We start from the raw sequence: 7,465 nt of genomic DNA on the forward strand, positions 1-7,465 counted from the left end.
CTGACATGGCTAAATCAACCAACACGGCTAAATCAACTGACATCCGGGTCGACACCTGGGACGCGGGCATCGACTTCCCGATCTTCGACGCCAAGACCCGCTCGCTGAAGAAGGCCGTCCTCGGCGCGGCGGGCGGCGTCATCGGCGCCAACAACTCCAAGACCGTCGTCGTCGAAGCCCTCCGCGACATCAACCTGCACCTGGAGCACGGCGCCCGTGTCGGCCTCGTCGGCCACAACGGTGCGGGCAAGTCGACGCTGCTCCGCCTGCTGTCGGGCATCTACGAGCCCACGCACGGCGCCTGCCGCGTGCAGGGCCGCGTGGCGCCGGTCTTCGACCTCGGTGTCGGAATGGACCCGGAGATCTCCGGATACGAGAACATCATCATCCGCGGCATGTTCCTGGGTATGAGCCGCCGCGAGATGCTCCGCAAGACCGACGAGATCGCCGAGTTCTCCGAGCTGGGCGACTACCTCAACATGCCGCTGCGCACCTACTCGACGGGCATGCGAGTCCGCCTGGCGCTGGGTGTGGTGACCTCGATCGACCCGGAGATCCTGATCCTCGACGAGGGCATCGGCGCGGTGGACGCCGAGTTCATGAAGAAGGCCCGCGTACGCCTGCAGGCCCTGGTGGAACGCTCAGGAATCCTGGTCTTCGCCAGCCACTCCAACGAGTTCCTGGCGCAACTGTGCGACCGCGCACTGTGGATCGACCACGGCCGGATCCGGATGGACGGCGGCATCGAAGAGGTGGTCGGCGCCTACGAGGGCCCGGAGGCCGCGAAGAGCGTCCGCAAGGTGCTGGCGAGCCTCGACGAGGGCAAGGCGTGAGCGCGCCGACCGGCCAGACGGTCGTCGGCGTCGTCGTCACGCACAAGCGTCGAGAACTGCTCGCCGAGTCGCTGAAGGTCCTGTCCGCCCAGGATCGCCCGCTCGACCACCTGGTGGTGGTCGACAACGCCGCCGAGCCCGAGGTCGGCGAGTTGGTCGCGAGCCAACCGATCCCCACCACGTACCTGCCGTCGCAGCACAACCTGGGCGGTGCCGGCGGCTTCGCGCTCGGCATGCTGCATGCGCTGGCACTGGGCGCCGACTGGGTGTGGTGCGCCGACGACGACGGTCGTCCCGAGGGCCCGCAGGTGCTCTCGACATTGCTGAGCTGCGCCGACCGACACGACCTCGGCCAGGTGTCACCGGTGGTGGTCAACATCGACTCCCCCGACGACCTCGCCTTCCCGCTGCGTCGCGGCCTCGTCTGGCGACGCAAGCGGTCGGAGCTCTTCGCCCCGGGCGAGTCCGACGATCTCCTTCCCGGCATCGCGTCGCTGATGAACGGCGCGCTCTTCTCGTCGTCGACGATCGACGCGATCGGGGTGCCCGACCTCCGGCTGTTCTTCCGGGGCGACGAGGTGGAGATGCATCGACGCCTGGCCCGTTCCGGCATCGCCTTCGGCACCTGCCTCACGACGGCGTACGTGCACCCCGACGGAAGCGACGAGTTCCGGCCGATTCTCGGCGGGCGCATGCACACGCAGTACCCGGACAACGAGGTCAAGCGCTTCTTCACCTACCGCAACCGCGGTTACCTGATGAGTCAGCCCGGTATGCGCAAGCTCCTGCCCCAGGAGTACGCGCGGTTCGGCTGGTACTTCCTGGTGCAGCAGCGCGACGTGGCCGGCTTTCGCGAGTGGATGCGGCTGCGCAAGCTGGGGCGGTCGGAGCGCTTCGAGCGGCCGTAGGGCCACTCGACCGCCGCAATTCTGTACCAACCCTGAGCACCTTTCTAGAACGTGTTCTAGTGTGTGACCCATGCGATTCACCTTCGCCGAAGCGATGACCGACTTCACTTACTACCCCGCGCTGGCTCAGGCAGCCGAGGCCTCCGGCTTCGCAGGCATGACCATCCCCGACTCGTTGGCATACCCCGAAGAGTCCGACTCGACGTATCCGTACACCCCGGACGGTCGTCGCGAGTTCCTCGAGGACAAAGACTTCATCGAGACCTTCATTCAGATCGCGGCGCTCGGGGCGGTCACCACCACTCTGCGATTTCTGCCGTTCGTCCTCAAGCTGCCCGTCCGACCGCCGGCCCTGGTCGCGAAGCAGGCGGCGTCGGTGGCCTGCCTCACCGGCAATCGCCTGGGACTCGGCGTCGGCACCAGCCCGTGGCGCGAGGACTACGAACTCATGGGCGTCGACTACGCCCGGCGCGGCCGCCGGATGAACGAGTGCATGGACATCGTCCGCGGCCTCACCTCGCCCGGTTACTTCGAGTACCACGGCGAGTTCTACGACATCGACCGAACCAAGATGAGCCCCACACCGACCGAACCGATCCCGCTGCTGGTCGGCGGCCACGCCGACGCCGCACTCAAACGTGCGGTGACCCGCGGCGACGGCTGGATGCACGGCGGCGGCGATCCCGCGGAGCTCGACGCGCTCCTCGACAAGCTCGCCGCCATCCGCAAGGCGGAGGGCAAGGAGAACGACCCGTTCGAGATCCACGTCATCTCGATGGACGCCTACACCGTCGACGGCTGCAAGCGCCTCGAAGACAAGGGCATCACCGACGCGATCGTCGGGTTCCGCCTGCCGTACATCATGGGCACCGACACCGAGCCGCTCGAGAAGAAGGTCGCCCACATCGAGTGGTTCGGTGAGAATGTCATCTCGAAGGTCAACCGATGACGTCCCCCACTTCCGGAACGCACCCGTTTCTCCACTTCTTCGCCCCTCGGGTACGTTGACTGAATGACCAGCGGTGAGATGACGCGCGCGGAGCAGATCGCGCAAGTGGTCGGCAACGTCTACACGACGGCCGACTACTACGAAGTGGGACGCGAGAAAGTCCGCGAGTTCGCTCGCGCGCTGCACGACGACAACCCGCTGCACTGGGACGAGACCGCGGCGGCCGACGCCGGGCACGACACCCTGCTCGCACCGCTCACCATGGTCGCGATCATGGGCACCAAGTCCCAGGCGCAACTGCTCGAGGAACACGTCCCGGGCAGCCTGTTGAAGTCGGGCGTCCTGCAGGTGGATCAGCGCTTCACGTTCCACAAGCCGATCAAGGCCGGGGACAAGCTGTATTGCGATGTCTCGCTCGAGACCTACCGCACCGTCGCCGGCGCCGACCTGTTCACGGTCAAGACGCTGGTCCGCGAGGTGGATCGCGGCGTGCTGCAGGAATCGTGGACCTCGCTGGCCGGCCCGGGCGAGTCCGGCGGCCTGCCCGACGACTTCGACGACGTCGTCGACCGGGTGATCTTCACCGGCGGCGACAGCCACGTGCTGCCGCTGCAGGCGTCGTCGCCCGCCGAGATCCCGGAGCCCGAGGGCGGCCCCTGGAACACCATCGCCTTCGACGACCTCACCGTGGGCATGGACCTGCCCGCCCGCAAGCAGCACTTCACCCGCGGCGACGTCATCAACTACATCGGCGTCTCGGGCGACCCGAACCCGATCCACCACAGCGACGACGTCGCCAAGGCGGCCGGGCTCGACACCGTCGTCGCCCAGGCCATGCTGACGCTCGGCACCGCCGCGGGTTACCTGACCTCGTTCGTCGGCGACCCCTGCGCCTTCCGCGACATGAGCGCCCGCTTCACCAGCCCGGTGTACGTGCCCGCCGACGAGCCCGCGATCGTCGAGTACACCGCGAAGGTCAAGTCGCTGGATCCGGAGACCAAGACCGGTCTGATCGTCTTCGGCGCCTCGCTGAACGGCAAGCGCGTCTTCGGCCGCTGCACCGCGACCGTCCAGTTCCAGTAGCGCCGCCGAACCAAGACCGCCACACGCTTCCACCGTTGATCGTTACCCGGAGCGGGTAACGATCAACGGTGGAAACGTTTGTGGGCTTGTTCAGCGAATCTTGAAGATCACCACGCGCTGCACGACGAAGTTGATGACAGTCGCGACGCCCTGCGCCACGCAGAAGGCGAGGAGCACCAGCACGAACGCGGTTCCCCACTGGTGCACCAGCCAGTTGTAGAGACCGATGTTGACGAAGAAGGTCACCAGGTACAGCACCAGCACCGCGGCGAAGCGGGCCGTGCTCGGCTCGGCTCGGAACGTCCAGCGCCGGTTGATCAGGTAGGCGATGGTGGTGCCGAGGATGAAGCCGCCCGCCTTGGCCAGCCAGAACGGCGCGCCGAAGACCTCTTGCAGGAGCAGGGTGAGCCCGAAGTCGAAGAGCGCAGAGAACCCACCGGTGAGGATGAAGCGGACCACCTGGGTCTTGAGGTCTACGTCGGTCGACGCCTCTTCGTCGTCGAGCGGGAGCTCCAACGGCATCGGCGCGTGACGGGTCCGAAAGTCCTCGTGCTCCGGATGATGGCCGGGCTGGAGATGATCGGGGGTCTCGGGCATGTCTGGCACCGTGCCAGCGTAACCGTTGACGACGGGACGTCGTCCGCACAGATCAGTGCATCGGGTACCGAACCGTCATCCGATTGACCTAATGTTCCTCGGATGAGCCGTATCCTCCTCCCCCGCGTCGCCCGCTCGTGCGCGACTGTCGCCATCGCCGTGCTCGCGGCGACCGGGCTCACCGCCCCGACCGCCCCGACGGCCCGCGCCGACGAGCCCGCCGCGAGCGTCGCACCGGTGTGGTCCGGCCTCGACGCGCGCGACTACCGCGGCCCCGTCGGCGCCCCGGGCACGCTGCTGCAGAAGACTCCGCTCGATCCGACCGTCTCCCTGCCGCAGGCGGACAGCGCGTACCGGGTCCTGTACGCGACCACCGACGTCCACGGGAAGCCCGCGGTCAGCACCGGTGCGATCTTCCTGCCGAAGCGACCCGCACCGAAGGGCGGCCACCCGGTCATCGCCTGGGCGCACGGCACGACCGGGCTCGGCGACGACTGCACCCCGTCGGCTCTGCCGCGCAGCGATCGCGATCAGGCCTACCTCGACCACTGGCTCAGCCGGGGCTACGCGATCGTCGCGACCGACTACGCGGGTCTCGGCACGCCCGGCCTGATGAGCTACCTCAGCAGCAAGGTGGCGGCGCACTCGATCGTCGACTCGGTGAAGGCGGCGACGCACGCGGGTCTGCCCCTGTCGAAGCGGTGGGCGATAGTCGGACAGTCGCAGGGCGCGGGCGCCGCCTTGAACGGAGCCCGCTGGGCCACCGCCCTCTCGAAGGGCTCCGGCCTGGACTACCGCGGCGTGGTCGCGACCGGCACGCCGGCCAACATCGAGCACATCGTCTGGCAGGCCGGACCGGGCTTCCCGCCCGTCGCGCTGCCGACCGGACTCAACGTGTACGCCTCGTACATCTGGGCCGGGTTCGCCGATGCGCGTCCGGACCTCAAGCCGATGTCGATCCTGACCGCCGAGGGACGTCGCATCGTGAAACAGGCCCAGGTCCGCTGCTACCCCGAGATGCGCATCGCGGTCGACGGCGCCAAGGTCCGCGATTGGTTCGCCGAGCCCGTCACGTCGATCCCCGGCGTCCAGCGCGCGCTGGTGGAGTACATGAGCACCCCGTACAGCGGCTACGACCGCCCGATCTTCCTCGGCCAGGGCCTCAAGGACATGGACGTCCCCGCACCGTCGGCGCTGTCGCTGTACGCGCAGATGCGCGCGGCGGGCCAGCCGGTCGATCTCCACGTGTATCCGACGCAGGACCATTCGGGCACGGTGCTCGCCTCCATGAAGGACTCGACGCCGTTCCTGGCGCGGATCATGCGGTGAGGGCGGTCGCGCTCACTCCGCGACCGACTCCGACTCCTCGCGCCGATGCGCGTCGGTCGGTTTCACCACCAGCACCGGCTTGCGGCATTCGAGCAGCAGGTACTGGGAGGTGCTGCCGAGCAGCAGCTTGCCGACCTGGCTGCGGCGGCGCATCCCGATGATCAGCATCTCGGCGTCCGGAGCGTCCATCGCCGTCAGCAGCTCTTCGGCGGGGGTGACGCCGATCGGCTGCGAGATCCGGAAGCTGACACCCGCCGACGCCAGCCGCTGCTCGGCCTCGACGATCTCCTCGGGTTCGGCCACCCGCTGTCCCCGGGACTCGGAGACGGCGTTGATCACCAGCAGGTCGGTGTCGCGAACGCGAGCCTCGACGATCGCCTGTTCCAGGCACGCGCGGCCGAACGCACCGGACGAATAGCCGACGACGATCATGGTCTTCCCTTCCTGTCCCCAGTTATGAAATGTAGTGCACACACGCAGGCTCCGGGTGGTCTGCCGCTCGCGGCACGCGCCTGTTTCCCTCGCGGCACGCGCCTGTTCGGCAGTGCCGCCCACCACAGCGCGGCGACAAGCACTCCTGAACGAGCTGACTGACGAGTAGTCTCTACTCCGATGACGAACAATGCTGTACTCCCGATCGAGACCCGCAAGCTGATGGGCTGGGGCCGGACCATGCCGATCGAAGGCCATGTCCTGTCGACCCCGTACCCCGAGCTGATCGCCGAGGCCGTCGCTCGCGTCGCCGACGACAACGCGGACAAGCCCACCTATCTGCGCCGCGGAGTCATCGCGCGCGGACTGGGTCGGTCTTACGGTGAGAACGCCCAGAACAGCGGCGGCCTCACCATCGATATGACCCAGTTGACGCGGATCCACGAGATCAACGACGAGACCGGGATCATCGACCTCGATGCGGGCGTCGACCTCGACACTCTGATGCGCGTCGCCTTGCCGCACGGCCTGTGGGTTCCGGTGCTGCCGGGCACCCGCCAGGTGACGATCGGCGGCGCGATCGGCTGCGACATCCACGGCAAGAACCACCACAGCGCCGGCAGCTTCGGCAATCACGTCCGGGAGATCCAGCTGCTGGTGGCCTCGGGCGAGATCCTCACCCTGACGCCCACCGGGACCCCCGACGACCCCGACGCGTCGATCTTCTGGGCGACCATCGGCGGCATCGGCCTCACCGGCATCATCCTGCGCGCCAAGGTCCAGATGACGCGCACCGAGACCGCCTACTTCATCGCCGACGGCAACGTCACCCAGAGCCTCGACGAGACCATCGCGCTCCACATGGACGGCTCGGAGGAGAACTACACCTACAGCTCGGGCTGGTTCGACGCGATCAGCAAGCCACCGCGCCTCGGCCGCGGCACCTTCTCGCGCGGCAGCCTGGCGACGCTCGACCAGTTGCCGGACAAGCTCGCCGCCGACCCGCTGAAGTTCGACGCGCCGACCCTGGTGAACTTCCCGGACGTCTTCCCCAACGGCCTGGCCAACAAGCTCAACTTCTCGATGGTCGGCGAGGCGTACTACCGCATGGGCGGCAACTACCAGGGCAAGATCCAGAACCTGACGCAGTTCTACCACCCGCTCGATCTGTTCGGGAACTGGAATCGCGCCTACGGTTCGAAGGGCTTCCTGCAGTACCAATTCATCGTTCCGCCGGAGGCCGTCGAAGACTTCAAGGGCATCATCTACGACATTCAGGCATCCGGGCACGTCAGCTTCCTCAATGTTTTCAAGCTGTTCGGCGAAGGCAACCA

Annotated in this window: 8 protein-coding genes; 6 read left to right on the forward strand and 2 right to left on the reverse strand. The window is 67.4% G+C overall.

The window, feature by feature from the left end:
• The first annotated feature begins 5 nt into the window (after window positions 1-5).
• From GX543_RS12565 to GX543_RS12580, 4 genes are all read left to right on the forward strand, one after another.
• Entirely contained in the window at window positions 6-833 is an 828-nt protein-coding gene (locus tag GX543_RS12565; protein ID WP_290852289.1) for an ABC transporter ATP-binding protein, read from the forward strand.
• The gene (locus GX543_RS12570; protein ID WP_290852290.1) at window positions 830-1,741 is read left to right on the forward strand and encodes a glycosyltransferase family 2 protein; all 912 of its coding nucleotides are present in this window, start codon (window positions 830-832) and stop codon (window positions 1,739-1,741) included. The genes GX543_RS12565 and GX543_RS12570 overlap by 4 nt, the downstream gene beginning before the upstream one ends.
• Window positions 1,742-1,811: 70 nt before the next feature.
• Window positions 1,812-2,690, forward strand: coding sequence for a TIGR03619 family F420-dependent LLM class oxidoreductase (locus GX543_RS12575; protein ID WP_290852291.1), 879 nt, complete (start codon window positions 1,812-1,814; stop codon window positions 2,688-2,690).
• A gap of 63 nt (window positions 2,691-2,753) precedes the next feature.
• Complete coding sequence (locus GX543_RS12580) at window positions 2,754-3,773, forward strand: fused (3R)-hydroxyacyl-ACP dehydratase subunits HadA/HadB (RefSeq protein ID WP_290852292.1); 1,020 nt, start codon at window positions 2,754-2,756, stop codon at window positions 3,771-3,773.
• Between the two features lie 90 nt (window positions 3,774-3,863).
• Here GX543_RS12580 and GX543_RS12585 read toward each other — a convergent pair whose 3' ends face one another.
• Complete coding sequence (locus GX543_RS12585; RefSeq protein WP_290852293.1) at window positions 3,864-4,370, reverse strand: GtrA family protein; 507 nt, start codon at window positions 4,368-4,370, stop codon at window positions 3,864-3,866.
• A 102-nt stretch (window positions 4,371-4,472) separates the two neighbouring features.
• On the opposite strand from GX543_RS12585, the gene GX543_RS12590 reads away from it, so the two are divergent.
• Window positions 4,473-5,699, forward strand: coding sequence for a lipase family protein (locus tag GX543_RS12590; protein WP_290852294.1), 1,227 nt, complete (start codon window positions 4,473-4,475; stop codon window positions 5,697-5,699).
• A gap of 12 nt (window positions 5,700-5,711) precedes the next feature.
• On the opposite strand, the gene GX543_RS12595 is transcribed toward GX543_RS12590, so the two are convergent.
• On the reverse strand, window positions 5,712-6,131 hold the full coding sequence (locus tag GX543_RS12595; protein WP_290852295.1) for a universal stress protein: 420 nt from the start codon (window positions 6,129-6,131) through the stop codon (window positions 5,712-5,714).
• A gap of 180 nt (window positions 6,132-6,311) precedes the next feature.
• Here GX543_RS12595 and GX543_RS12600 point away from each other — a divergent pair.
• On the forward strand, window positions 6,312-7,465 hold a 1,154-nt coding region (locus GX543_RS12600), incomplete at its 3' end, for an FAD-binding oxidoreductase (protein WP_290852297.1).

The organism is Gordonia sp. (in: high G+C Gram-positive bacteria), from assembly GCF_012515855.1.
GTDB lineage: Bacteria > Actinomycetota > Actinomycetes > Mycobacteriales > Mycobacteriaceae > Gordonia.

Coding starts and splice junctions, on each gene's coding strand:
- GX543_RS12565 (WP_290852289.1), top strand. CDS start 6: ATGGCTAAATCAACCAACACGGCTAAATCAACTGACATCCGGGTCGAC.
- GX543_RS12575 (WP_290852291.1), top strand. CDS start 1,812: ATGCGATTCACCTTCGCCGAAGCGATGACCGACTTCACTTACTACCCC.
- GX543_RS12580 (WP_290852292.1), top strand. CDS start 2,754: ATGACCAGCGGTGAGATGACGCGCGCGGAGCAGATCGCGCAAGTGGTC.
- GX543_RS12585 (WP_290852293.1), bottom strand. CDS start 4,370: ATGCCCGAGACCCCCGATCATCTCCAGCCCGGCCATCATCCGGAGCAC.
- GX543_RS12590 (WP_290852294.1), top strand. CDS start 4,473: ATGAGCCGTATCCTCCTCCCCCGCGTCGCCCGCTCGTGCGCGACTGTC.
- GX543_RS12595 (WP_290852295.1), bottom strand. CDS start 6,131: ATGATCGTCGTCGGCTATTCGTCCGGTGCGTTCGGCCGCGCGTGCCTG.